General features: G+C 42.1%; 22 protein-coding genes. 15 read left to right on the top strand and 7 right to left on the bottom strand.

Annotated elements, in window-relative coordinates:
* Window positions 1–7 precede the first annotated feature (7 nt).
* From BUF11_RS09000 to BUF11_RS09025, 6 genes are read right to left on the bottom strand one after another with little or no spacing between them, the layout of a single operon-like run.
* The gene (locus BUF11_RS09000; protein ID WP_073588523.1) at window positions 8–1609 is read right to left on the bottom strand and encodes an MBOAT family O-acyltransferase; all 1602 of its coding nucleotides are present in this window, start codon (window positions 1607–1609) and stop codon (window positions 8–10) included.
* A 4-nt stretch (window positions 1610–1613) separates the two neighbouring features.
* Window positions 1614–1841: a phosphopantetheine-binding protein gene (locus BUF11_RS09005; RefSeq protein WP_073588524.1), complete on the bottom strand. Its 228-nt coding sequence runs from the start codon at window positions 1839–1841 to the stop codon at window positions 1614–1616.
* A gap of 37 nt (window positions 1842–1878) precedes the next feature.
* Window positions 1879–3105 carry a diaminopimelate decarboxylase family protein gene (locus BUF11_RS09010; protein WP_073588525.1) on the bottom strand — a complete coding sequence of 409 codons (1227 nt, stop codon included), beginning with the start codon at window positions 3103–3105 and terminating at the stop codon, window positions 1879–1881.
* 2 nt (window positions 3106–3107) lie between these two features.
* The gene (locus tag BUF11_RS09015) at window positions 3108–4619 is read right to left on the bottom strand and encodes an amino acid adenylation domain-containing protein (RefSeq protein WP_073588526.1); all 1512 of its coding nucleotides are present in this window, start codon (window positions 4617–4619) and stop codon (window positions 3108–3110) included.
* Between the two features lie 6 nt (window positions 4620–4625).
* Window positions 4626–5975, bottom strand: coding sequence for a HAMP domain-containing sensor histidine kinase (locus BUF11_RS09020; protein WP_073588527.1), 1350 nt, complete (start codon window positions 5973–5975; stop codon window positions 4626–4628).
* A complete protein-coding gene (locus BUF11_RS09025) occupies window positions 5965–6669 on the bottom strand; it encodes a response regulator transcription factor (RefSeq protein ID WP_073588800.1) in 705 nt (234 codons plus the stop codon). Before BUF11_RS09025 ends, BUF11_RS09020 begins: the two co-directional genes overlap by 11 nt.
* A gap of 588 nt (window positions 6670–7257) precedes the next feature.
* Between BUF11_RS09025 and argS the strand changes: the two genes are divergently transcribed.
* The 4 genes from argS (at window position 7258) to BUF11_RS09045 (ending at window position 11989) form a co-directional block, all read left to right on the top strand.
* Complete coding sequence (gene argS / locus BUF11_RS09030; protein WP_073588801.1) at window positions 7258–8967, top strand: arginine--tRNA ligase; 1710 nt, start codon at window positions 7258–7260, stop codon at window positions 8965–8967.
* 214 nt (window positions 8968–9181) lie between these two features.
* Entirely contained in the window at window positions 9182–10015 is an 834-nt protein-coding gene (locus BUF11_RS09035) for an AraC family transcriptional regulator (protein ID WP_084558569.1), read from the top strand.
* A gap of 95 nt (window positions 10016–10110) precedes the next feature.
* Complete coding sequence (locus BUF11_RS09040; RefSeq protein ID WP_073588529.1) at window positions 10111–11307, top strand: multidrug efflux MFS transporter; 1197 nt, start codon at window positions 10111–10113, stop codon at window positions 11305–11307.
* Window positions 11308–11344: 37 nt separating this feature from the next.
* Window positions 11345–11989, top strand: coding sequence for an MBL fold metallo-hydrolase (locus tag BUF11_RS09045; RefSeq protein WP_073588530.1), 645 nt, complete (start codon window positions 11345–11347; stop codon window positions 11987–11989).
* A 185-nt stretch (window positions 11990–12174) separates the two neighbouring features.
* Here the strand turns inward: BUF11_RS09045 and BUF11_RS09050 are convergent, their stop codons facing one another.
* Window positions 12175–13185: a LacI family DNA-binding transcriptional regulator gene (locus tag BUF11_RS09050; protein WP_073588531.1), complete on the bottom strand. Its 1011-nt coding sequence runs from the start codon at window positions 13183–13185 to the stop codon at window positions 12175–12177.
* 409 nt (window positions 13186–13594) lie between these two features.
* Here BUF11_RS09050 and BUF11_RS09055 point away from each other — a divergent pair, with 409 nt between their 5' ends.
* From BUF11_RS09055 to BUF11_RS09110, 11 genes are all read left to right on the top strand, one after another.
* Window positions 13595–13807 carry a hypothetical protein gene (locus BUF11_RS09055; protein ID WP_073588532.1) on the top strand — a complete coding sequence of 71 codons (213 nt, stop codon included), beginning with the start codon at window positions 13595–13597 and terminating at the stop codon, window positions 13805–13807.
* Window positions 13808–13867: 60 nt separating this feature from the next.
* Window positions 13868–15190: a DUF4832 domain-containing protein gene (locus tag BUF11_RS09060; protein ID WP_073588533.1), complete on the top strand. Its 1323-nt coding sequence runs from the start codon at window positions 13868–13870 to the stop codon at window positions 15188–15190.
* Between the two features lie 10 nt (window positions 15191–15200).
* The gene (locus BUF11_RS09065) at window positions 15201–16490 is read left to right on the top strand and encodes an acyltransferase domain-containing protein (protein ID WP_073588534.1); all 1290 of its coding nucleotides are present in this window, start codon (window positions 15201–15203) and stop codon (window positions 16488–16490) included.
* A gap of 13 nt (window positions 16491–16503) precedes the next feature.
* Window positions 16504–17586: a DUF4832 domain-containing protein gene (locus tag BUF11_RS09070; protein WP_073588535.1), complete on the top strand. Its 1083-nt coding sequence runs from the start codon at window positions 16504–16506 to the stop codon at window positions 17584–17586.
* 144 nt (window positions 17587–17730) lie between these two features.
* Window positions 17731–18987: a Gfo/Idh/MocA family protein gene (locus tag BUF11_RS09075; RefSeq protein WP_073588536.1), complete on the top strand. Its 1257-nt coding sequence runs from the start codon at window positions 17731–17733 to the stop codon at window positions 18985–18987.
* 27 nt (window positions 18988–19014) lie between these two features.
* Window positions 19015–19980, top strand: coding sequence for an ABC transporter permease (locus tag BUF11_RS09080; RefSeq protein WP_073588537.1), 966 nt, complete (start codon window positions 19015–19017; stop codon window positions 19978–19980).
* A complete protein-coding gene (locus BUF11_RS09085; RefSeq protein ID WP_073588538.1) occupies window positions 19980–20873 on the top strand; it encodes a carbohydrate ABC transporter permease in 894 nt (297 codons plus the stop codon). Before BUF11_RS09080 ends, BUF11_RS09085 begins: the two co-directional genes overlap by 1 nt.
* Window positions 20874–20939: 66 nt before the next feature.
* Entirely contained in the window at window positions 20940–22403 is a 1464-nt protein-coding gene (locus tag BUF11_RS09090; RefSeq protein WP_073588539.1) for an ABC transporter substrate-binding protein, read from the top strand.
* Window positions 22404–22547: 144 nt separating this feature from the next.
* Window positions 22548–23150 (top strand): carbohydrate-binding family 9-like protein, encoded by a 603-nt coding sequence (locus BUF11_RS09095; protein ID WP_073588540.1) that lies wholly within the window; start codon window positions 22548–22550, stop codon window positions 23148–23150.
* A gap of 35 nt (window positions 23151–23185) precedes the next feature.
* Window positions 23186–26062 (top strand): DUF4832 domain-containing protein, encoded by a 2877-nt coding sequence (locus tag BUF11_RS09100; RefSeq protein WP_073588541.1) that lies wholly within the window; start codon window positions 23186–23188, stop codon window positions 26060–26062.
* A 259-nt stretch (window positions 26063–26321) separates the two neighbouring features.
* Entirely contained in the window at window positions 26322–26843 is a 522-nt protein-coding gene (locus BUF11_RS09110) for a dihydrofolate reductase family protein (RefSeq protein ID WP_073588543.1), read from the top strand.
* The last annotated feature ends 29 nt before the right edge of the window (window positions 26844–26872 follow it).

Below are 26872 nucleotides of genomic sequence, written 5' to 3' on the forward strand. Positions count from 1 at the left end.
CTACCTCTTAAAATCCTGCATAAATTAGTTTTGCCGGTATATATCCACCGCCATAAGCTCCGAAAATAATTACCAGAACTATAACCGTGTACAGAAAACCCCAGCGAAGGGCGATATTCCAACCCGCAATTTTTTCGCGGATTGATATTTCGCGTTCGTGCAGGATACCGACTGTCAATACTATAATCAAGCTAAACAACACTACTATAAAGTCCCCAAGGGACAGCCCTAACTTCAGTAAGGAGCCATTTGTGAGGGTATTAAAGTGAAAGCCCGTAAAAATAGAACCGAACATCCGCATACCGGTGCCCAGATCGTCGGCTCTGAAAAATAATTCACCGGTAAAGATAATAAGCAGTGTCTTAACTGTCTGTAAAGCGCTATAAATACCACTGTTACGGTTGATTTTTAAAGATTCTGCAACCGTCTGAATTAGCGGCTCAAAGATATTACCAAGTAAAATCAGAACAAAGTAGTATATTCCAAAGAATATATAATTCCAGCCGGTTCCGTGCCATAGCCCGTTGCAAATCCATACGCCGAATAAGGCAATGGAAGAAGGGATAATCTGTCCCATATGCTTGCCGTATTTTGCTCTTGAACTCTTACCCAGGTTCTTAACGAATTTGGTTAAGGAGATGGGATAGAAGATATAATCCTTTAACCAGGCGCCAAGGGTAATATGCCAGCGTCTCCAGAATTCCGATGCGGATTTGGAGAAAAAGGGCTGCTTAAAGTTTTCGGGAATGGTTACGCCAAACATCTCACCGGTACCGATTGTGATATCAATACAGCCTGAAAAATCAGCATATAGCTGGAAGGTATAGAGGATGGCTGCCACGATAATGGTAATTCCGCTGTAATGATCTGGTTTGTCGAAAACCGTTACTACAAGCATATTTAGCCGGTCTGCTATAATAAGTTTTTTAAATAATCCCCAGAGTACTCTTTGCATACCAAAGGTTACATTTTTATATTCCAGAGGTTTTCCCTCGTACAAAGTTCCTGCTGTCTGTGAATAACGGCAGATAGGGCCTTCCATCAGGAGGGGAAAAAATGCCATGTACAGTGCCAGCTTTCCCAAATTGTCATCTGCCTCTATTTTCTGGTAGTAAATATCAACCAGATAGGAGATCGCCTGCAGGGTATAAAAGGATATTCCTATAGGCAGGGCAAACTTGAAGGCGGGTAAAAGTACGGGAGAAGATACCAGCTTTAATAATTGATTAATATTGCCGCCAAAAAAGTCAGAGTATTTTAATATCAATAACATACTAAGCTGTATTCCGATTCCAAACCACAATATCCCGCGGTTTTTCCTGGTGTAAGCCGCCTTTAAGGCTTTTTTATCGTCTGCCGTCTGTTCATTTACCGGATGTTCTTTTCTGTCAGAGTATTCTTTTCTGCTATAGGAGAGCCAAAGGCCTATGTAGTGAATTGCAAGTGTAGAAAACAGCAAATACACCAGAAGCTTTCCGCTTATCGAATAAAAGAAGACATAGCTGGCAAGCAACAGTACCTTCGGGCGGTGGTGTTTTGGTACAAGTTGGTAGGACAATAAAACCACCGGTAAAAATAGGAAAATATATAAAATCGAATTATAAGTCATAATGTTATTCCTCTTGTAAACGGCTTATCATACTCCATATTGCTTTTGCTGAATTGAAGTTAACAGGAATTAGTTCCACCGGGGTGATTTCGATTTCAAAGGCATCTTCTAACTCCGGGATAAGGGAAAGGATGGAAAAGGAATCCAATAGGCCGCCATCAATCAAGCGTGTTTCTGTCTCGTAATCAATGTTTGGGTTAATATCCTTTAAGATTTCTAATAATTTTTCCATGTGTTTAATCTCCTTCATTGTTTTTATTTTAGTAGAATTAATGACTGCTTCCATTTTTAAGAGTTTTATTGTTTTCGGAAGGCTGAAAATAATTTAAGGCATCCGCGGGAAAGTGCTCTCTTGCCACACGGAAGTTACTTTTTTGTGAATATAAAATCACCTGGGGCAACTCACGGCTTAAGAAGAGGGATATTCCTTCCGTTACCGAATAGGCGCCGGTCTTTTCAAAAATCAGCGTGTCTCCTGCTCTAAGGTCAGTAAAGGGATATTGCTTTACCAGCACATCATTTACCGTACACAGGGAGCCGCAGACAGTCCATTCCAGTGTTTCGCCGTCCCGTTTATCCAAATGGAGGATGGGCGGCTTTTTCATTGCTAACATTTGCCCGTAATAGTTTATATGATGCATACCGCCGTCAACGATGCAGTAGGGCTGGTTTTTATTTATCTTAGTATCCACAACACCGGTTACGTAAGAGCCGCAGGAGGCGGCTATGAACCGGCCCATTTCCAGGGTGATTTTACCGGTGAATTTTAGCTTCTTTATCAGAAGGGCAAGGGAATGAAGCATCTCATCTTCCTCATCCTTCTCTTCTTCAAAGTAATAAATGGGAAGGCCGGGGCCATACTCTAACTTCTCTGCTGTAAAGCCATATTGCTCTTTCAAATCGGCACAAAGGGTATCAAGCATGGTAAGTTCGCGTTCAAATTTCGCCGCGGATTTCTTTTGCGTACCGGAAAAGAAATGAATGCCTTCAATGTGTATCAGGTCGTCGCCGGCAGATTCCTTCATCCTTTCCCCGATAATCTGCCGCACCAGGGTTTCATCCATGCCAAACTGGTTTCCGGAGGTTAAGCGCAGCAGAACCCGAAGGGGGAGCTGATGTGCTTTTGCATAGCCTTCAAGGATTTGCCAGTGGGAAAGGGATTCAGCGGTATAGAGAATCTGATTTCCATATTGATGAAGGGCGTATTCTAAGTCTTCTGCCTTTTTATATACACCGGACAGGATGATTTTATCCATTGGGATGCCTGCCCGCTCACAAATATGAAGTTCTCCGGGGGAACAGACCTCTAAACAATCGACGGTATTCTCAAGGTCTTTGATAATAAATGGATTGGCCTTCATGGCATAGCACAATCCCACATCTTTACCCAGGGCAGCTCTTATCTTTTCTATTTGCCGGTCCAATATATCCACATCAAAAAGGTAGAAGGGAGTGCTGTATTGGCTGATGGCTTGTTTGAATTTCTCTTCGTTCATTGTTATTTTCCTCCGCACAGCTCCAGTAATTTTTTCCGGTCAATCTTTCCGTTTGCGGTGATTGGCAATTCAGGCAGGGAAGAGAATACGGAAGGAATCATATATACCGGTAAGGACTCCTGCATCTTACCCTGAATCTGCCGTCCTTCCATGTTTCCTACATAAAAGGCTGTAATCCGGTTTTTCCTGGTATCAAAGACACAGCAGGCTCTTTGAATGTCCGGGTAACTATTTATAATCAACTCGATTTCTTCCAGCTCAATGCGGTGCCCCATATGTTTGATCTGAAAATCCTTGCGGCCTGCAAAACAAAGGTCACCGTCTTTATTATAAAAGGCGAGGTCGCCGGTTCGGTAGACAGGCTCCAGATAATGAGGATTCAAGGGATTTTGCACAAAGGCTTTCTGTGTTTGCTCTGTATTGTTGTAATACCCCAGTGCCAGAGCCGTACCGGATACACAAAGTTCACCGGTGATATCTTCCTCTGTGATTAAGGCATTATTTTCATCCAGTAAAAAGACCTTTTCATTGGGAAATGCCTTTCCGATGGGCAATGTCTCATCCAGTTCAAATTCCCTGCTGATGCGGTAGTAGGTGCAGTTGCAGGTGATTTCCGTAGGTCCGTACAAATTCACATAGGAAGCTTCCGGCAGATACTTCTGCCAAATCTTTAGATGCTTGATTGGCATTGCCTCTCCGCTGAACAAAATCTTGTTTACTGTTACCGGTACTTTGTAGGTTAAGCCTTTTAACTGTGTAATCATGCATAATGCGGAAACCGCCCATATCAAGGTGGTCACCTTGTGCTCACAGATATAGTCAAGCAGCTGCATGGGAATGGAGAAAAGCCGCTTGGGGATAATCACCATGGTTGCCCCAACTTTAAGGGTGGAATAAATGTCCTTCACAGATACATCAAAGTCAAAGGGAGCCTGGTTGCCTATAATGTCCCCGGCTGTTATATGGAACAGGTCAGGAAAATACTCCATAAAATCAATAACAGAACGGTGGCTTACCAATACACCTTTGGGAACACCGGTTGAACCGGAAGTAAAATTACAATATAGGGGGTCGATATCCTGGGACAAATCTCTGATAAGCTGTAACTTTTCTTCCTCTATGTCACCCTTTAGGAGCTCATAGTAATCAAGCACTTTACCGGTAAAGGAAAGCTCTTTTGGCACGCTCCCTGTACCGTTTAAAGTAATGATACAATCTGCCCCGGAAACCTTTAATATCTGCTGTATACGAAGGAGCGGCTGTTCCGGGTTGATCAAGATGTAAAAGCACCCCGCATAAACGATTCCCATAAAGGCGGTTAAGGCTTCCACTCCTTTATCCATCAATACAATAACAGGTGTTTTGGGTGCCGAGGCAGCTGTCAGTGAACTGCCAATGCGTTTAGAATTCTGCAATAGTTCCTTGTAGGAGCAGCTATTTGCCATATCTGCCACAGCTTCTTTTTCGGGGTATTTTTCGGCAGAATGTTCGAGATATTCTAAAACATTTCTCATGTATGTTTACTCCTCTCTGATTCGTTTAACGGGAAAGACGGTGCGGACTTCAAAATGTGAATGGTCCTTCTTTATTTCAAAGGTTCCGTTCATCTGTTCCACTATCTTCTGACAAGTCTTTAATCCGATATTGGTGCTTTCCAAAATTGCACTGTCTTTTCGGATGTCATTTAATATACTGATGACCAAGTTATTGCCTTCAATATATCCGGCAACGATTATCTGGCCGCTTGTGTCGGCATATTTTGTCACATTGGAAAATAAATTATCAAACAAGCGTTTTAAGTACTGGATGTCGGCGGTTATGGTACAGGGCTGTTCTTCAAAAGTCTGGCTGACGTTAAAGCCCAGGTTACTCAAATCAAAAACATGCTCACTGATTAACTGCTGAAAAAGGATTCTGACATCAAAGGATTCCATCTGCATTAATATTTTTTCTTTTCCGAATACGAGAAAGTATTGAAAGAGTTTATCGGATAAATCCTTCAGCTGAATCGATTTTGCCTTGCAGCTTTTAATATATTTATCAAATTGTTCTTCTGAACGGTAATTTTTGGAATCCAGAATTTCAAGGTAGCCAATGATAGAGGTTAGCGGGGTACGGATATCGTGGGACATGGAAGTGATTAATTCACTGTTGGCTTCCCAGGCTTCTTTTTCACTCTTGTGCCTTGCAATAATGGAACTTCTCATATTGTCGGCATTTTCGGCAAGCAGGGAGATTTCATCATTTCCCTTGTGAAAAATCGGCTGCTCCAAGTCCCCCTTTTCTATCAGGGATACTTCCTTTGATAACTGCATAATACGGGCTATAATACGGCGATTATAAAGTATCAGTATGGAAAACAAAAATAGGAAAAAAACACCCAATGAACCATAAGTTACGATGTCATACCATCTCAATTCAGAGGAATCCATAATGGAGACATAGTATGTGCCGTCACTAAAGGTAATGCGGCCGATTTCATCCTCAATGTTTTCACCGTCTGAAGTACTGCTCTCATCGGCTGCTTGGGTAAACTCATAAGCAGAATATTTGTCATCCCAGTATCCCGATTCATAGATGATTTCATCATCATCATAAATAATCAGGTAAACATACTGCTGGCTCTTTACCCACTTTGAGATGTCCCTTACATTCTTGATGGATATGTGCTTTTTATTAATATAATTCTGTAAGGATTTTTGGTAAGTAACCAATCTTTTCATTTCGGCGGTTTCATTCAGATATTTCTTCTCAATTGCAAGATTTCCGAAGGTCTGTACCAAAAAGCACATGAAAAGGCTGATGGCTGTTCCTAATATCAATACGAATATTTGCTTATACCGTAAGGAGAAGATGGATTTATGCTTCATCAATTTGATATCCCTTTCCCCAAATAGTACGTATAATTGTAGGGCTGTTGAAGTCCAATTCTAATTTCTTGCGCAGGTTTAATATGTGTACCATTATTGTATTGGTAGAGGCAGGAAGAAATTTTTCGTTCCATACACCTTCGTATATTGCCTTGGCATCCTTGGCTTTCCCTTTATTTTTAACAAGGTACATTAATACCTGGAATTCGGTATCCGTAAGGTCAATTCTTTGACTTTCACGGTAAACTCCATGGTTTGCAGTATCAATCAAAATATCCTGCAAATGTATTTCAGCGTTATTAAGGCTGTATTCCGGCTTTCCTTTGTAAACAACATATCTTCTAAGAAGGGATTGCACCTTCATGAACAATTCAGCCTGTGAAAAGGGTTTGACAAGGTAATCATCGCCGCCGTTTTCATAAGCTGTCTCTTTGTCACTTACTTTTGACTTGGCAGTTAAAAACAATATAGGTGCAGAAGATATCTTGCGGATTTCCTCACAAGCCTCAGTACCTGACAATTCAGGCATCATGATATCTAAAATGATAAGGTCAATATCAGGATTTTCAGAAACAGCTTCAACAGCTTTTATACCGTTTACGGCTTCCAATACCATATAACCTTTATTTTCAAGTTGAACACGGAGTACTTCTCTGATATCCGCATCGTCATCAACTACTAAAATTTGTTGCACTGAATTCAAGGATAACCCACCTCCTTCTTAACTGTAAATCTTTTGAAACATGAATGATTATAACATTTATACCGAGAATGACAACCGAATTTTGGGGAATTAAGAATTATTAAGGAATAAGAAAAATATTCGTTAGAGTTTAAAAATCAGCGAATAATAGTTTGGAAATGTTTAAATTACAGTAATTCCAATTTTTGTATTGCATTATTTCGAAGAGTATGTTATATTGAAAAATAAATTTTTCAATGATTAAAATTAAAAAGAAGGAAGTAATTGCAATGTCTAATAATATTATCAACAGCTTAAGACGCAGAAGACAGACGTAAGTTCCTGTAGCCGGGCGAGAAATACCGCATGGTTACAAGGTGTACGTCTTGTTTCTATGCGGCGCTGATTTCAGATATTATGCAATTACAGTACGAGCAGAGCCGTAATAGAAGGTATGTGATAAAATACCCTCCGTTATGGTTCTTTTTATTTATAAAATTTCAGGAGGAGTAAGGTTGAAAGAAAATATAAATTATAGAAAGGGTGCCGCAATACGATTCATTTAATCTTTTTATTTGTGGCAGTGCGATGGGTATAAAGATGAAAAAGACAATAGGAGAGCTGTTAGAGAAAGAAGTCAGGAACTTGTACGGGATTTCCATTAGTAAGATTGAAAGAATGATTGAAATACCGCAAGAAGGAAATATGGGAGATTTTTCGCTGCCTTGCTTCCGGCTGGCAAAAGAGTTAAAGAAGAACCCTAAATTACTGGCAGAAGAAATCAAAGAAAGCTTAAACGGAAGTAATGAAACAGGATATATCAGTAGGGCAGAGGCTGTTAACGGATACCTGAATATATTTCTTATCAGGGAATTATATATTGACAGTATCATGCAAAAAGCGTTGGAGAAAGACTATGGTTCTTCCGATATTGGGACAGGGAAAATCATATGTATGGATTATTCTTCCCCCAATATTGCAAAAAATTTTCATGTCGGACATTTAAGGACGACAATAATTGGAAACAGCCTATACAAGCTTTATACGAAGCGTGGCTATTCGGTGGTGCGGATAAATCATCTTGGAGACTGGGGAACCCAGTTTGGAAAACTGATTGTGGCATATAAGAATTGGAGCAGCAAAGAATTGGTAGAAGAAGGTGGAATAGCAGAACTTTTGCGTATTTATATAAAGTTTGATGCAGAAGTTCAAAAGGATTCCGCTCTGCAGGAGGAAGCAAGGGCCTGGTTTGCCAAGATGGAACAAGCGGATGAAGAAGCCCTTGTTTTCTGGAAATGGTTTAAGGAGATTAGTCTAAAAGAATTTGACAGGGTATACAAGCTTTTGAATATAGAATTTGATTCCTGCCATGGCGAGAGCTTTTATATGGATAAGGTCCCGGCGCTGGCAGAGGAATTAAAAGAAAAACATCTGCTTACGGAAAGTGACGGGGCTAATATTGTTAATCTCGATCAATATAACATGCCGCCTTGCCTTATCACGAAAAAGGATGGCAGCTCCATCTATCATTCCAGGGATATGGCAGCAGCGATTTACCGGAAGAAAACTTATGATTTTACCCAGTGCCTGTATGTTACCGGAGCAGAGCAGAAGTTACATTTTGCTCAAGTATTTAAGGCTCTTGAAGTAATGGGCTATGAATGGGCGAAGGATATGTATCATATTCCGTATGGCCTGGTCATTATGGAGGGGAAGAAGGTATCGACCAGAAAAGGAAATATCTTATATGCAGAAGATATTTTGAAGGAGGCGATTTCACGGGCACTTACAGCCATTGAAGAAAAGAATCCAGAGTTAAGGGAAAAAGAAGAAACGGCAAAAAAGATTGGTATTGGTGCTGTTATATATCATGACCTGGTAAACCAACTAATCAAAGACGTGAACTTTAGCTGGGAGGAGGTATTGAATTTTGATGGAATGACAGCTCCTTATATTCAGTATACCTGTGCAAGGGCAGGCAGCATTCTAAAGAAGGCTGACACAAAGGATATACAGGAACTAAAGAGTAATACAGAGTATCTGAAAGATAATATCAGCTATGAATTGATAAAGTTGGTGGGACATTATCCGGATGCGATTAAGGAGGCAGCAGAAAAATACGAGCCTTCTGTTCTTGCAAGGTATGTATATAATCTGGCGGTTCAGTTTAATAAATTTTATCAGGAATGCCGGATACTAACGGCAGAAGAGGGATATAAGGAAGCAAGGCTTTTATTATGCAAAGCAGTACAAAAAATAATAGCAGATGCCATGTCTTTATTGGGAATTGAATGCCCGGAGGAAATGTAGATACGGTTAATGACAATAAAGATTATGATAAGGCATATGCATTTTGGGGGAACAGGGGCTTTGCCGTAAGAGGCGACTTGGTTTATAGAAGTAAAAATATAACAGAGTTGATAAGAATTGACACATAAAATAGCAGCAGTTGCCTGTCCGGCTGTTTTGAAGTAAAATAGCAGCATATATGAAATGCTGTATCCTATTAATATTTGGAGGGAATATGAATAACCTCAAAGACGTCTTTCTTCACATTCATTACTGCAATAGCAGAAAATTCAAAGAGCCGGGACAATTTAATGCTAAAATGGCAAGAACTCTGAATCATCATGAGCTTATATTTATCTGCAATGGGAAAGGAAGCTTTAAAATACGGAATAAGCAATATTCTATAAAAAAAGGGATGTTGTTGATTATCAGTCCTGACGTACCCTATTCCATAGAGTTGGACAGCACAGTACCAGCCGGAGTTTTGACAATTCATTTCAGCTTCGCCGGTATAACTTTTAATGATGGAAAATGGAATGTCAATGATAACATGCAAGCACCTTTAGGGCAGCCGGTACAGGAGATAAAGGAGTACTATCATATTGAAGAGCAATTCCAGAAACTGGTCGACTGCTGGAATGAAAAGCTTCCAGGTTATGAATTCAGCGCCAGGACCATGTTCCAGCAGCTGATAATAGAAATTATGCAAAGCAGGAATAAACAGTCTCAAAGCTATGGGACATCCTTAAAGGTTGAAAAAATCATTCAATATATGCATCAAAATATAAATGCCAGGATAACCCTCCCGGAGCTGTCAAAGCTTGTTCATATGACGCCTGCTTATATGTCAAGGACTTTTAAGGACACGACGGGTTATACGATTATTGAGTATTTTAATAAGCTAAAAATAGATAAATCCAAGGAGCTGTTAATTGAGGGAAATAAAAAGGTGAAGGAAGTCGCACAGGAACTTGGATTTGCAGATGAATTCTACTTTAGCCGGATGTTTAAAAAATCAGAGGGAATAACCCCGTCACAATTTAATAGCAGAATTGTTCATGGAATTTAGAATCGTGCATGGAATAGAGACCGTTCTATCGCTATACTGTATCTGTTAATTATACATGTTAATGGATAGAAGTCAGCTTTAGGAGGTCTTTTTATATGCCGCTTTGGAAAAGAAATTTGCTTGTCTGCTGGTTTGGAATGTTTGTCACAGGGATTGGAATGAGCCAGATTGCACCGGTTCTGCCGCTTTTTATCAGACAGCTTGGAATTAGCAGTTCAGGAGAGATTAATAAGATTTCAGGCCTTGCCTTTGGGATCACCTATATCGTTTCTGCAATCTTTTCGCCTGTATGGGGGTATGCTGCTGATAAAGTGGGACGAAAGCCCATGCTGCTAAGGGCAAGCCTTGGAATGGGAGTTATTGTATTCTGCATGGGATTTGCCCCTAATGTATATGTTTTAATTGTTTTGCGGCTATTGCAGGGAGCTATTACCGGCTACAGCACAGCCTGTACGACCTTGATTGCAACCCAGACAGATAAAGAGCACGCCGGTTATGCTTTGGGGACACTCTCAACCGCAAATGTTGCAGGCTCTTTGTTAGGTCCCACTATCGGAGGATTTATCGAAGACAGAATCGGTTTGCAACCGGTGTTTTTTATCACCGGTGCCCTGATGTTTGTTGCATTCCTGACAACACTGCTGTTTGTGAAGGAGAATTTTATAAAGGAGGAGAAGAAGCAGCTTCGTTTCAGGGAAATATGGAACAGTGTTCCGGAAAAACAGCTGACCGTTGTTCTTTCTGTAACCCTTTTTATCATTACCTTCGGCTTATACTCTATAGAGCCAATTGTAACCGTGTATGTCGGCAAACTAAGCAGTGAAACCAGCCATGTTGCTCTGATAGCAGGGCTTGTGTTCTCTGCTTCCGGACTTGCCAATGTTATTTCTGCCCCCCGGTTAGGCAGGCTTTCCGACAGAATCGGGGTACATAAGGTCATACTGTTTGCACTGATTGCTGCCGGGGTCATTTATATTCCCCAGGCATTTGTAACAAATCCCTGGCAGCTGATGGGGCTTCGCTTTTTGTTGGGTCTTACTCTGGGAGGACTAAACCCCTCTGTAAATACCCTCATTAAGAAGATAACGCCAGGTCATCTCACCGGCAGAATCTTTGGAATTACCATATCAGCCGGATATCTGGGGGTGTTTTTGGGAGCTGTCATGGGCGGACAGATTTCTGCGGCTTTTGGCATCCGGCATGTATTCTATATCACCAGTGCCTTGCTGTTATTCAATGCAGTATGGGTATATTTTAATGTATATAAAAAGCTGGAAAAACAAAAGCAGTAAAGAAAAAATATATTAGAATGTGCGAAGGAAAAGTAAGATGAAAATTAAATGGTACGGGCAAGCATGTTTTAGGATTACCGCAGAAAATGGGACCAGAATTGTGATGGACCCTTATCATGATATGTTTGGATATAAACTGCCGGAGCTGGAGGCGGGGATTGTTACGACAAGTCATGAACATGGGGACCATAATAATGTCGGTGCAATCAGCGGAACTTTTGAACATATCAAAGAGGCCGGGAAGTTTTTAAACGCCGGCATAGAAATAAAAGGAATAGAAACCTTTCACGATAAAGTTTTAGGGGCTAAGAGAGGGAAGAATATTGTCTATCACTTTAAAATAGACGGCTTAAATGTCTGCCACTGCGGTGATTTGGGGCATTTGCTTGACTGCAGGCAGATGCAGGAGATTGGCAAGGTAGATATCCTGCTTCTTCCGGTGGGAGGCACGTTTACATTAAATGCAGCAGATGCGGCAAAGGTTATGAAGCAGTTAAGCCCTAAGATTGTAATACCGATGCATTACAGGACCAAAGCCTTAGGGAAGGCAGGGATTGTATTCGAAAAAGCAGAGAAGTTTGTAAAGATTGCAAAGTTAAACGTATCAATGGAGAAAGAACTGGATGTGAGCCTGCAGGATGTGGATAAAAAAGCAGGAATTGTTATTTTGGACTATAAGTAGAATTTCGTATATGGAGTTCTGTAGACACTTCATTGCAGCGGCATGAGTAACCTTTTTTCTGAAGAAACAGAACAGCCTGTAAAGTATAGCTTTGAAAAACTTGCTTTACAGGCTGTTCTGTTTGCATTTGTTTAACGGATGAAAGGGCAGTGCATATACCCGAATACGGCAATTTGCTTAAGGCTTTAAGTAGAATTACGCAAAATCAGGTTTGTCGGAAGGATTACTTTTCTTGGAAGAAGCTGATATCCGTTAATCCTTGCTAAAAGCAAGTCCACAGCAACCATACCGATTTCCCTTGTAGGAATCTCAATGGTAGTAAGGGGGGGATTGGAATACTTGGATATTTCAATATTTGACAATCCTATTACTGCCACTTTGTCCGGTACAGCAATTCCAATATTATACAAGCTGCTTAAAGCAGCCATAGCCATTAAATCACTGGCCACAAAGAAAGCGGTAGGCGAATCCTTTTTCTGATAGAGCTGGCTAACCTTCTCTATACAAAGATTTTCATCCCAGGCACAATCAATGACCCAGTCAGGACTTACCGGCAATCCGGCAGCATGCAGGGCGGCGTAATAACCGCGGTATCTCTGGCTGGATTTTATATTGCCGCTCATTCCGCTGCCGCCGATATAGCCTATCTTTTTATGTCCTCTGTCAATCAGATGCTGTACTGCCACATTGGCTACCCTGTAATGGTCATAGCCCACATTGTCGATATCCTCCCATTGGGTATCGATTCCGACAATATTAGGAACCTGGTTTCGTATGAACTGATAGGTCTCACTGTTTAGTGATTCCATCAGAATCAGGCCGGAGACCGGATTGCTGAAGGTACTGTATAAGTTTTTTTTATCCTCCAGTTCGGCACCGGTTTTAATAAAGGCCAGTTCATAACCGCTGTTTCGCAGCTGCTCTTCCACGCCGGACAGGATGGACATAAAATAGGGATCGTTATATTTGTTCTTTGTTACGCTTAAGACGCAGCCTATTTTTACAGATATATTATCTGAATGGGCTTTATTGTCACCTGAGGGGGATTTTACTGTATAATTCAAATCTGTAACAGCTTTCCATACACGGGACCGGGTTTCGTCCGTCATTTTATATTTGGTATCGTTATTCAATACCCGGGATACGGTAGCAACTGACACCTTTGCCAGATTCGCTACTTCTCTGATTGTACTCAAATTGGTTTACCCCCTTAACACGCAGTCTGCGATGTCTTTGTTTAGTAATTTTACGTAAAAATACGTATAATATATATAGTTAAATTATAATGATATCGTATCTACTTTGTCAATACTTAATTTTTCTGCTACGAATAAGGCAATTCCGTGAAAAATGCCGCAGTACTGCAGTATATGTGAAGTGGATTGCAAAATTAAAGTTTTGCCGAATATTTTTCTTGCGTTAAGTAATGTAATATTTATAAATTTTCTTAAAATAAATTTAAAAATGGTATTTACACTTCCCGGTTCAGATGATATAATCCCACTATAAGGTTTAGTAAACAAACGTAACAAAATGACAAAGCAAAGCAATAGGATTTACTTTAATGTTGTTTTAGCACAGTGAAACAAAGAGGGGAAAAGCAGCATGAAATATGTCCATTGCCATAAGTGTACAAAGGAATTAAGCAATAATGAGATTGCACTCAACCTTAAGCTGTTGGGAAAACATATCGGGACATTACACTGCTATCAATGCTTATCGGAGCACTTCTGCTGTGATGATGCCAGACTTAAGGAATTGGCAGAGTGGTATAAAGGCAGCGGCTGCCTCTTATTTCAAACAAATTATATAACTTAGTGTAAAATAAAAAGCATTTAACACCCTTTATTTATGCATGGGACCTAAGGAGAGAAACCAATGAGTGATACATATATAATATATCCCAAGATAAGTGATGCATTGCTTGAGAATCCCGGAATTGGTTTTATTGCGGCACCCGGATTGATGGAGACAGTGGAACAAATATATGATAACCGCGGCAATCCGGTAGAAAAATACAGATTTGCAAATAATAGCAGAACCTGGAACCATCCGGACAGTAAGGTTACATACTGCGGAGTGAGATGGAAGGATATAGAGGTCAGGAAGGGCTGGTACCAGTGGGAAGTACTTGAGGAAAAGCTGGAAGCAGCAAAAGCTTCAGGCTGTACGGCAATTGTCCGCTGCTCCCCTTATGCTTTGGGTGAAGAGGAGGATATCCCGGAGTGGTTTCGGGCAGAATGTCCGGAAGAACCGGAATTTCCTTTTTGGAGAGTTGACCCGCTGAATTCTCCCTATGTCACGTACTGGTCCCGGTTTATTGAAAAGTTTGCAGAACAATTTGACGGGCATCCGGTAATAAGCTCGGTGGATATGGCACTGGTTGGAGCGTGGGGTGAAGGCGGAGGCACAGAGTTTCTTACAGATGACAGTATCAGGCAGATTACGGATGCTTATATCGATAACTTTAAATTAACACCGCTGCAGGCACTGCTGCATGATCCAAAATCCTTAAGGATTATTCGGGAGAGAAGAGAGAATATCGGATTTCGGGTGGACTGTCTGGGAGATATGGGAGGCTTTCATCAGGAGGAATGGTCCCATATGCTGGACTTTTATCCCCAGAACATATGCAACTTTGGAATGGATGAAGCCTGGAAAAAGGCTCCGGTAGTATTTGAAGCCTGTTGGCACATGAATGACTGGTTTCTCCAGGGCTGGGACATTGATTATATTATTGAAGAATCGTTAAAGTGGCATATCTCTTCTTACAACAGCAAAGGGACTACTGTTCCTGAAGTCTGGAAGGACAATGTTGAAAGATGGCTGAAAAAAATGGGATACCGGTTTGAATTAAGAAAGTTTGCTTATAATCCGGCAGTAAAAAGAGGAGAAAGCCTTAAAATAAAGGGTTTGTGGGCTAATACCGGTGTCGCTCCGATTTATCAAAGGTATCCGCTGGTGGTTCGTCTAAGGAACGAACAAGGCACGCTGACCCTTACCAGCAGGATGGATATCAGAAACTGGCTGCCGGATATGGATATCTTATGGGAAGAGGAATTTATCCTGACAGCAGGGACAGGTGAATATACCCTGGAGATAGGAATCGAGACGGGGATACCGGAGGTTGGCAATATAAAGCTGGCAATTGAAGGCTGGCGGGACGGTTACTATTGTTTGGGCAAACTAATTGTAGAATAGAGGGAAGAGCATGGAACATTTATCATATGAATTCAAAGAATATGTGAATTATTGCGGCTTTGACAATCTGCCGGAGGGGCTGGAGCAGTTTTTTGCCGGCTACCGGGAGAAAGAAGACAGCCACTTTATTGAACGAAGCTTTTTAACGGAAGTATTTGAAAGATTCAGCCTTCCGGCAGAGACAAGGGAGATGCTGACGAGGGCGGCAGAAGCAGTGGAAGCAGATGAAAAGCTGTTTTACTTCTCAAAATTTCTGGTATGGGATATGTGCTCTGCCAGAAACCGCTGTGATGTCGATAACTACAGTAATATGACTCCGTTATGTATGCAAAAGTACAGGGAGCTTTATTCTTTTCTGCTTTTATTGGCCTGTGTGGTTCCCTCCAGAAGACTTTTGGAGGAACGGGGAGTACCAGAGCATTATTATGAGGATATTCCCTTTCGTCCCATGGAGCCTCAGCTGGAGAAACTGGTGCAGGGAGATATGACAGTGAGTGATTTTCCCTGGGATATGAACTTTTATACCTGCTCTATCTTTCTTATGGACCGCTTCCTGTTTATTCCCTGCCGTTTTGGGGATGCCTTTACCATGTACCGGAATAAGACATCCGGAAAGGTGACTGCACTCTGGCAGCCCAAAGAGGAATTTCGCAGGGACGGGCAGCTAAATGGAACTAACGGGATTTATGATACGAAAGAAGCTTTTACTTCAATCTGGGAGGAAACAGAAAACAGTATTACCGCCAATCCCATCAATCCAATGGGTTTTGTGGAGAGAGCTGCTGTTACGTTATCTAAAGAGGAGTGGACTAAGGCTTTAAGTACAGGGGATATGCTTCTGGCACTGCATGTGCCTTCGGGACCGGGATATACTCCTGAAAGGCTTAAGAATTCCATGCTGCTGGCGTTGGAATTCTACCGGACTTACTTTCCTGAACTGCCTGTCAAGGGCTTTTGGAGTGAAAGCTGGTTATACGACTCAAGGCTGTCTTTGGTGCTTGATAATGAAACCAGCAATATTATAAAGGTTCAGCGCCAGTTTTATCTGTATCCGGTACGGGAGGGAGATGCCATGCTCCGGTATGAGGTCTTTGGTGACTGGAAAGCGGATGAAAAAAAGATAGAACTTAAGACTTCCCTGCAAAAGGCAGCGGCTGCCTATATGACAACAGGGGCACGTTTTAATAATCTTAGCATGATAGTCCTTAAGGAAGAGGCAGATAAAACAGACCGGATGCCTTATATTACAGAAGAAGACATTGACCGCTTCAGGCAGGTTGTCGACAGTCATTTAAGATAAGGAGGAACTGACCATGGGCAAATATGCACTGGAGCATTACAGTCCCTATGAGACTTATAAAATACGGCCGCTGCCGCTTCCCAAAGCTCCGGCTAATCCGGGCAGAGGGCAGTACCATCTGGTTGAACTTGCCTGGAAGGAGTTAGAGCCTGACCGGGGAAAATATGACCTTATACATCTAAAAAAAGAACTGTCTAAGGTGCATAATCCGGTTCTTTTGATAAAGCAGACACCTCCTTCCTGGCTAAAGGAAGGAAAAGAGGAATGTTTTGCCCACTTAATCCGAAGAATGGCAAGTGCGCTAAAGAAAGAAGAGCTTATTGGTATTGTGGTTTCCACAGAGGGGGATGAACAGAGAGTATGGGATGCTTATCTGGAAGCCTCCGTAGGGTTTCCGCTATTGGTTGACCCTAATCAAGAAACATTGGTCCGGTATTTTAAAGAAATGGGAAGGCCTTTTGGACTTATTGTAAATTGCAGGGAAGATAACTGGATAGACTGCTGTGAGAAATTTGCCGAATATGGGCTTTCTAATGCCTGGGAGCGGATGCCGGTACTGCTTCATATAGAGGAAGAGATTCCTGGTCCTGGTATCTTAAGGGAAAGCTTGCGCTGGCATGCTGCTCTTTCCAACCGGCCAATGGATATTGGCTATGACTTTACCATAAGAAGATTGACTTATCCGAAAAAGATAGCGGCGGAGGGGGCACTGCCGGTCCGCTTTTGGCTTGTAAATAAGGGCAGTGCACCCTGTTATCAGGAATATGACTTTAAGCTCTGCCTTAAAGGGGAAAAAGAGCGATATGAATTTGTTTTAAATATTGACAGAAGCGTCTGGAAACAGGGAGATATTACGCACAATGAGATCGTTTCCCTCACAACGCTGCCTAAAGGGGAATACATCTTGTCGGCAGGGATTTTCTTTTCCGATGGAAGCCCCATGCAGTTAGACATTCAGGCAGAGGAAAACGGGGGCTTTTATAGAATGGGAACGGTAGAGGTTTGCCAGGAAACGGCGGTGGACCTGGTTCATGTCTGGGATGGTTTCTATCCGGACGGGTATTATCCGCTGGAGGACCCAAAGCTTCCCGATTAACTGGCGGCAAGCAGAGGATTTATGCCATGGGAGCTAGTGTGAAATAAAAAACATTTCACACCCTGATTTGAGGCAGTAAATCATCTGCAAGCAGACGATTTATGCCATGGGAGCCGGAGAATAAAATTACGGGAGGAAATAAAATTGAACATTGCATTAGTAGGTGCAGGACAGCGGGGAATGATATATTCCGAATATGTCTATAATACAAAAAAAGCTGACATTGTAGCGGTTGTGGAGCCGGAGGATAACAGAAGGGCAGCCGCTGCAGAAAAATTCGGCATTCCCTCTGGAATGCAGTTTAAGAAGATAGAAGATTTTTACCAAAAAGGCAGGATTGCCGATGCTGTTATCATAGCAAGTATGGATCAGGATCATTATGAACAGGTCATGTCTGCCCTTGAACTGGGTTATGATATCCTTCTTGAAAAACCCATATCCCCCAATCCGAAGGAATGTCTTAAGATTCAGGATAAGGCAAACCAGAAAGGATGTAAGGTCATTGTATGCCATGTGTTAAGGTACACGAACTTTTTTGCGGCAATCAAGGAAGTTATTGACAGCGGAGAGTTAGGGAAAGTAATTACCATCCAGCATAACGAGAATGTGGGAAATTACCATATCGCCCATTCCTTTGTCCGGGGAAACTGGAGAAGGAGCGACTTATCCAGTTCCCTGATTATGCAAAAATCCTGCCACGATATGGATATCCTTGCCTGGATGGTAGGCAGTGAAGCGAAGAAAATAACCTCCTTTGGCAGCCTGAAATATTTCAAGGAAGAGAATGCGCCGGAAGGAAGCTCTGACCGCTGTCTAACCTGTAAAGCGGCTAAGAACTGCCGCTTTGATGCCCGTAAGGTTTATCTTCCGGTGATAGGCAGCTGGCCGGCTGTGGTGCTTACCCAGGATCAGACGGAAGAAGGAATAAACAAAGCTTTAGCAGAAGGTCCCTACGGACGCTGTGTATACCGCTGCGATAATGATGTATGCGATAATCAGGTGGCGTTGATCGAATTTAAAAATAATGCAACAGTCAGCTTTAATCTAAGCGGCTTTACCAATAAAATAAGCCGGACAATCAAGGTAATGTGCGAAAACGGTGAAATCCGGGGAGATGACAGCCTGAACCAGATTGAGGTCACAAAGTTTGCTTCTAATGCGATAGATGCTTTTGAACAGAGAATCATCCATACCGGTCTGACACAGGGAGGACACGGAGGAGGAGATGTAGCCCTGATGGAAGACTTTATCTATCAGTTATCAGCTGACAGTAATAACAGCAGATCCTCCATAACCCAGTCTGTTGAAAGCCATATAATGGCTTATGCAGCAGAGCAATCCAGAATTACCGGAGAAATAATTGATGTGGATGTGCTAAAAAGCCAGCTGCGTAACTCTTAAAAAATCGGAGAAGAGCGGGGAAAAGCTATGAAATCAAAAAAAATCCAAAACGGGGCACCGGGGCCTTTAGGAGGCCGGAGAAAAGAATTTATACGCGAAATGAAAAGAAACAAAGGACTTTACCTTATGTGTGTACCTGCACTGGTTGTACTGGTTATGTTTTGCTACATTCCTTTTGCAGGTACCTGGATGGCGTTTACTGATTTCAATGTGGTGGATGGTATCTTTGGAAGCAAGTTTGTTGGTCTTGACAACTTTAAATACTTCTTTTCCAAGAGCAGTATGGGTTGGCGGGTAACCTATAATACATTGTTTATCAACTTTTTTGGAATCATACTGGGGTTAATTGTTCCAATCAGTATTGCTGTTTTTTTCAATGAAGTCAGAAGCAAAATTTTTAAGAAATTGACACAGAGCTTTATGTTTTTTCCGTACTTCCTTTCCTGGGTAGTAGTAGGTGCGATTATCTACGGATTTTTCTCTACGGATGTCGGTGTTATCAACAATATGCTGCGTTCCATGGGATTGGAGACAGTGAAATGGTATGCGGAGCCAAAATACTGGAAGGGTATTATTATAATAGCCAGCATGTGGAAGTGGAGCGGTTACAGTTCCATCATCTACATGGCAGCTATGGCCAACTTTGATGGTTCCCTTTACGAGGCGGCAGAGGTAGACGGTGCAAGCAAGCTCCAGAGGATTTTATATCTTACCGTTCCCATGTTAAAGCCAACTGCTGTTGTACTGACCCTGATGAGTATCGGGCGTATTTTCTACGGCGATTTCGGTATGATCTACGGTATTGTCGGCAACAACCCGGTCCTGATTGATGCGGTAACCGTTATTGATACTTATGTTTATCAGACCATGAGAACACTGGGCTTTTCTTACGCAACCGCAATCGGTTTATTCCAGTCTGTTATGGGATTGATTTTAGTAACTGTCGCTAACCGGATGGCGAAAAAATATAATGATGGGGAGGGCTTATTTTAATGAGAAAAAGCAAATTATTCAGCGACCACCTGGTAACTTGGTTTGCCTATTTGTTTATCGGCTTGTTTGGACTGCTTTGCCTGTATCCCCTCGTTCTGACCTTAAGCGTATCCCTTTCCTCAGAACATGAAATTGTGATGCATGGATATTCGGCCCTTCCCCAGAAGTTTACCCTTAATACATATATTTATATTTTTGCAAACAGCGGTATGAGGATTTTAAAATCTTATGGGGTTACTATTTTTGTCACGGCAGCCGGTACCATCGGGGCTATGATTATTACCAGCATGATTGCTTTTGCCCTGTCCATTCAAAGTTTAAAGTACCGTAATATTATTGCTTTTTTATGTAACTTCACCATAGTATTTTCCGCAGGGTTAATTCCCTGGTATGTAGTGTGCGTTAACTATTATGGGTTAAAAAATAGTATCCTGGCATTGATTCTTCCGTCTGTTTTCAGTGTCTGGAACATGTTCCTGATGCGAACCTATTTTTCAAGTATTTCGCCGTCCCTGTACGAAGCGGCAAAAATAGACGGAGCAAGCTATCTTTTGATTTATTGGCGGATTGCAATTCCGCTTAGCAAAACAGCAGTCTTAACCGTAGGCCTTATGTATGCACTGCAATACTGGAACGACTGGTGGAATGCCCTGATTTTTATTAATAATAAGGATCTATTCCCGCTTCAGTATTACCTGTATACCATACTTTCCAATGTAAATGCCATCAGCTCTGGAAGGGTTCCTTCCGGTGCTGCAGCAGGGATTGCCCTGCCCTCTGAAACAGTAAAGATGGCAGTTACCGTAATTACCATAGGCCCTATTATCTTTTTATATCCCTTTGTACAAAAGTATTTTGTTCAGGGTATTATGACAGGTGCGGTCAAAGAATAAAGCTGCAAGTCAAGTCGTTGGTAGGCCGGCAAAAGGCTTAACATAAAACCAAAAGGAGGATTAGCAATGAAAAAACTATTTATACTGACCGTTGCCGCAATTATGGTAATCGGTTTACTTGGGGGATGCGGCAAAAAGAATGAAACAAAAGAAGAAACTAAAACAAAAACAGTGAGAATTCTTTATCCGGGTGATGAAAGCGATAGAATGTCAGATTTTATGAAAAATGAATTTGCCCAGAAAATGAAAGAGGATTTAGGAATTAAGGTGGAGATGGTTTATGCGCCATGGGACCAGTACTGGGAACAAAAGGATATTATGCTGGCTGCCCAGGAACCCATTGACCTGTATTGGGACGGACTTCCCGATCTTGCTACCATTGTAAATAAGAAGCAGGCATCCGTACTGAATGATTTAATTGATAAGTATGGACAGGATATGTTAAAGGTGCTTCCCGAGGAGCAATTAAAGGGCGCCACCATTAACGGAGAGATTTATGGTATTCCTTCTGCATATGCACCGTCTTCCGGCATGTTTCAGATGGTTTGTGTCCGTCAGGATATCCTGGAAGCCTGCGGTATGACCGAAATTAAGACAGCAGAAGACCTGAAGGCATTTGCAGAAAAAGCAAAGGAACTATTCCCGGAAATGAAAGGTCCCGCAGATCCGATCTTTAAGCCCCTGACCAGATACTTTGCAGATGAGCAGTTGAGCTGGTGTGCCAATGAAGATACCGTTGTTTATGGCGAAAAGACCAATAAGGTATATGATTATTACGAAACGGATGCTTTCAAGAAGGTTGCACAATATAACCGCCAGATGTATAATGGTGGCTTGTATTCCGATGACCTGACTACAAAATACAATGAGAGGGATTCCCGTATGCAGACCGGCTTGTATCTGTGGGTAGAGGGTTCTCTTGGAAAAGAAAATGAGATTATTGACAGTGTAAAGGCAAATGCGCCCGATGCCAGGTTAAAGAGCTATATATTAAAACCTGATGAATCACGTTACATCATTGCAACCGGCGGAGAAGTGCTTTGTATCCCGCAGACAGCACCGAATCCGGAAGGAGCCATGAAGTTTATTAACTGGATCTACTCTTCACAGGATAATTATCTGATGGCGTTATACGGTGTGAAAGGCAAGGATTACGAAGTCGTTGACGGAAGAATAAAAAAACTGGCAAATGACGAGTTCTTCTATGAATGGATGTTCCGCAATAAAAATTATCAATTATTTGCGCCAAACATCGACCAGAGCTACATTGATACTTATGAAAGCTGGGATGACCAGGCCATCACCTCCAATATGCTTGGCTTCCGTTTCAATAATGAGAATGTAAAAGTAATTGAAACGGCAATCAAAGAGGTGGCAGGAAAGCAGATGGCGCCGATTCTTTACGGATTTGTAGATTTTGATACAGAGTACCCGAAAGCTTTAGAGGCACTGAAGAAAGCGGGTATTGATGAGTATGTGGCAGAAGTGCAAAAACAGATGGATGAATTCCAGGCTGCAAAGAATAAATAAAAAATTGCCTATGACCTCTGTACAAGGAATCAGCAGCAAGAAACAGCATTAAGAAATGGGCCGCCCGGCAGCAGGGTCTTAAGATCACTGGGGCGGCCTTATTCTTTCAAGTACAAAAATTCAAGATAAAATAGGGGGAGAAGAATGGCATATCGTGTATATACAATAACGGATTTAGAACAGCTGGAGGAGTGTGCGGTATTTTGCATTGACCATTACCAGTGGACGCAGGGTGGGAAACCAAAGGCATATGGGAGGATGGGGCTGCTAAAAGATTATGGCCTGATTATCTCAATGACTGCCATAGAGGCAAATCCCCTTCGTACCTTTACCAAGGAAAACGATCCGGTCTATATGGACAGTGCATTGGAGGCATTTTTAAGCTTTTCCGGGGCTCATGGGAATCAGAAATATATGAACTTTGAAATGAATGCCAATGGGGCATTGCTAAGTGCCTTCGGTACGGTAACAGAGAGGAAGTTCATCAATGAGTATACCGGGCTTCGGGCATTATGTGAAACGAATATAGAAAAGGACAGATGGACGGTCTTACTTAAGATTCCCATGGAGCTGACCTGCAGCCTGTATGGGAGGGAGCCTTTGCAATCCGGTGACAGCTTTACCTGTAATTTTTATAAAATATGTGAAACACCGGAATATGAGCATTATGCAAGCTTTGCGCCGATTATCAGCGAGAAGCCGAATTTTCACTTGCCGGAATTCTTTAAGGAAGCAGTAATTGTTTGAGATTAAGAGGGTTAGTGTGAAAGGAGATAGAGTTTATGAAACGGGTGACAGGCTTTATTCTGGTTATATGTATGCTGCTTACATCGGGGTTTGTGAGTGCTGCGGATACGAAGTTGACTTCGGGGACGCAAAAGTACAACACATCTTCCGGCAGCAGTTCCTTGAAATCCCTCATGGCTGTTCAGGAACATAACCAACTTTTTATCTGCGTAACAGGAAAAGAATTGACTGGTACTTACTCGCTCTATATAGACACAAACAATAAGGAAAAGACAGGAACAGCAGCAGCCGGGTGGGCGAAGGCTGACAGTGTAGATTACAAAATAACGGATGATATACTTTATGGCTTCAATAAAGGAAAGTGGCAGCCGGTTAAATCACAGGATGGCTTTAAACTTGTCAGGAAGGATGCTGTTCTGGAGGTTAGCCTGGATATGAAAGTGCTGGGATTAACAGAAAGCCAGGCAGTTAAAATAGGCTTTTACGACGGAAAGAATGGTCTTATTCCCAGTGCAGGCAAGGAAATGATGACTGTCGACAAGGCGGCTCCCGTTATTTCCACGCCGTCCATTAAAATTGATGGGGAAAATTCTGTGTCGGAATGGAAGTCTCTTAAGATTGCAGAAGGGCAGGATAAGATAAAGGAATTGTATGCCTATAAAGATACGGGAAAGCTATACATAATGGTTTTAGGAGAAGCTTTAAAAGAAGCAAATAACAACATTTATCTGAATACGGATAACAATGCTTCCACCGGCTATAAAAACTGGGGGCAATACGGCGAGAATGGAGCCGGTGCCGACTTTTTAATAGAATCCGATGACACCGGAGCATGGAAACTGTTTCAATATGTCGGGCCTGACTGGAACTGGGCAGAGGTAAAAGCACCTGTAGAAGCTGTCATAAAAGAAAAGGACGGGGTGCAGTGCCTTGAATTATCCACGGATATAAATTCTATGAAGGATATAAAAAAGAATATCTATATTTCCATGGGGCTTAACAATGACACCGGATTCGCTCCTAAGATTTGGGCTGAGCTTCCTTATGCAAAGGTGATAGATTTGAACGGTTACGGGATCAAAACAGACGGAAAGATAAATGACTGGACAGAGGTCGACTCGATTACAGCTGCCGATAAGACGGCCCTTACGCTCATGGCAGCGCAGGACAGCAGGAAATTATATACGGTGGTAAAGGGAAGGTCCATGAACACCCGGAATGAATATATTCTGGATGTAAAGAAGGGCGGATTCCTTTATGGAATTTATTCCGGGGTCGATTATATCGTAAAGGACGGCTATGTCTATCCGCTAAATGGAAACAACTTGATTGATGCCAGCAGGAAATCCGCTGTGTATATGGACTATCAGGATGATGCCGTAAAGATGCAGTTAAAACTTTCCCAGATAGGCAATCCTGCGAAAGGCAGCATCTATATTGCTTACAAGGGAAAGAACATATTAAAGCTTCCCCAGAACGGCAGCAAACTAAAGGTTACCAGTGTGTGGAAGACAGCCGGTGAAAAAGATACCTTCTATCCGGCAGAGGACTATGCCTCCAATGCGAATCCCTATAAAGGCTGGCTTCCCTGGGCAAGCCATGACAGCGTGAAGGAACCTCTTGCACAGGAAGTGAAAATGGCGTACTTTGACATTAAGTGGAGTGAGTTAGAGCCTACAGAAGGAAAATATGACTTTACTGCCGTCGAGGAAAAGTACCATTTCAAGTATTGGCGTGAGAAGGGAGTCAGGTTAAATCTAAGATTTGTCATGGATGACCCTTCCGATAATCCAAACCATATGGATATTCCAAAGTGGCTGTATGATAAGCTGGTTAAGGAAAACTACAACGGAGGAAAGGGCGGAAAATGGTACAACAGCCCTGCCATAGGTGCCGGTTTTGCACCCGATTACAATAGTCCCCTCTTACTGGCGGCACATGAGAAAGCCATAAAAGCTTTAGCAAAAAGATATGATAATCCTGGCATTATCTCCTTTATTCAGATAGGCAGCCTTGGTCACTGGGCGGAATTTCATAATTGGCCGGAGGATATTTCGGGTAAATTCCCTGACCTTAGCATATCCGATAAGTATGTAGGGCACTATTTGGATAACTTTAAGAAAGTAAAGCTTGGAATGAGAAAGCCATACCCCATTGCAAGCAAGAATAAGCTGGGACTGTTTAATGACGTATTCGGCATGGCAGACACGACTGCCCAGTTCTTGGACTGGGCCCAAAACGGCTGGGATGAAATCGGGGAATATGTGGATGCGGCATCCGGCTATTCCTCACCGGAAGAAGCCAGAAAGGCTTCAGCCATGTCTGATTTCTGGAAAAACAACTATTCCGGCGGAGAATTTGCCAATGGAAATGTAAGATTGTATATTGATGATACCACCATCATGGATACACTGCGTCAGGTGAGAGAGAGCCATACCTCATGGCTTGGGCCCTGTTCCCCTGCCGATTTGCTTAAGAGTGATAAGGACGCTTACCTCTACCAGTGCAACATTGATGCACTGACCAATATAATAGGATATAACTTTGTACTGGAAGCGGTCACGCATAACGGCAAAGCAAAAACCGGGAATAATCTAAGTGTAAAAATGAAGTGGAATAACAAGGGGGTAGCACCTTTTTATTACAACTGGCCTTTGGAACTCTCCCTTGCAGACAGCAAAGGAAAGATAGCGGCTAAAACCATAACTTCCGCAGATATTACAAAATGGCTTCCCGGTGAAACGGTAACAACCCAGAGCATTTCAATTCCAAAGAACTTGAAGAAGGGGGAATATACCCTGTGTGTTGCCATACTTGATCCGCAGACCGGCAAGCCGGGTATAAAGCTTGGAATAGAGGGAATTCGTTCTGACGGAAGATATACTCTTAATAAGATAACGGCCGGTGACTAATAATAACCGCGGCGTAATAAGGAATTTAACAAAACATCACCTTCGCAATTGGTATAATATCCGGGCTGTCAGTTCCTATACAGGAATTGGCAGCCTTTATTATGTGCGGTCACCAGGTATAATCGGAAAGCCTATGATATCAGGTTTCGATACGGCAGCAGTTTTCGGGGGAAACACCTGTATTTTCAGACTGCCTAAGAATTGAATATATGATATAATTAATAAAAATCAGATTTGCATAGTCGCAAAAGGAGATAATATGAGAAAAATTGTTTTATTTATTGCTATGAGTCTGGATGGATATATAGCCACAGAAGAGGATTCCCTGGAGTGGCTTTTTCAGACCGAAGGAGAGGGAGATAACAGTTATCAGGAGTTTTATGAAACCATTGATACGATTATATTAGGCAGGAGAACCTATGACTGGATTCAAAATGTAGAGGGGGATAACTTCCCCTATAAAGGAAAGCAATGCTTTGTCTTCTCCGGCACGAAGCAGGGAGAAGAAGGAGATGTCCGGTTTTTTAACGGAGATGTTGTTGATTTTGCAGAAAAATTAAAATCAGAAGAAGGGAAAGACATCTGGGTAGTCGGCGGCGGAGAGCTGCTCCATCACTTTGCAGCAAACCGCTTGGTGGATAAATGGATAATTACAATTGCACCAACTATTTTGGGAAGCGGAATACCTTTGTTTAAGAAGAATGATTTTGAAACCCGGTTAAAATTAACAGACATAAAGAGGTACAACCAGTTTACAGAGCTTCATTATGAAACAGTGTAAATTATTTGAAGACAATATGCGGCATGAAA

Origin of the sequence: Anaerocolumna xylanovorans DSM 12503 (assembly GCF_900143645.1) — a bacterium.
Lineage (GTDB): Bacteria > Bacillota > Clostridia > Lachnospirales > Lachnospiraceae > Anaerocolumna > Anaerocolumna xylanovorans.